Raw genomic sequence first — 580 nt, forward strand, 5'->3', positions numbered from 1 at the left:
GGTTGAACACGTAGGCAGGATGCAACACGGCTATCATTCGGTCAGTGCCAAGAACCGACCGGATGGGCGTATCCACCAGTGCTTCTAGGCTGTAGAAGTTCGACTTCTCCACGGACGCAACTGCGGAGACGTAGGAGAGGTACATGGGAACGAATTGTTGGAGGGCAACTAGCCTGGCATTCCCACTTTCATAACGGAGATTCAGAATGAGCTTTGCTGCCCATCGCCAGAGTTCTGCGTGCTTTTCTTCACCCCATGCGCCCGCCACTATAAGGATCTTCGCGAATGGCTCCAGTACTTGCTGGTAAGCGGCCATGCGGTTGATGGCTTCATGGACGACGCCGACATCATCTAGTCGGGCACCCGTTGATTCGACTGAAAATTGCGAATCGTCTTTTAGCTGGGTTCGAGTCTTTGCTGCAATCCCCATGACAAAGTCATCCAGATCGATGTCCCGGCTTGTATCACGAAGCATGCCCTTGACCACCTGCCCGGGGTCCTCAGGAGTTACAGGAGATGGATTTGCGTACCTGACTTGCGGCGCGCTCTGGACGCCAACTGTTCCTGAACTCGGACCAAC

Annotated in this window: 1 protein-coding gene; it reads right to left on the minus strand. The window is 54.5% G+C overall.

Annotation, left to right across the window (positions count from 1 at the left end):
* A partial coding sequence (locus CXQ91_RS24260) for a hypothetical protein (RefSeq protein WP_146072439.1) occupies positions 1 to 487 on the minus strand: 487 nt, incomplete at its 3' end.
* Positions 488 to 580 lie beyond the last annotated feature (93 nt).

This window comes from Arthrobacter sp. Y81 (assembly GCF_002929335.1).
Lineage (GTDB): Bacteria > Actinomycetota > Actinomycetes > Actinomycetales > Micrococcaceae > Arthrobacter.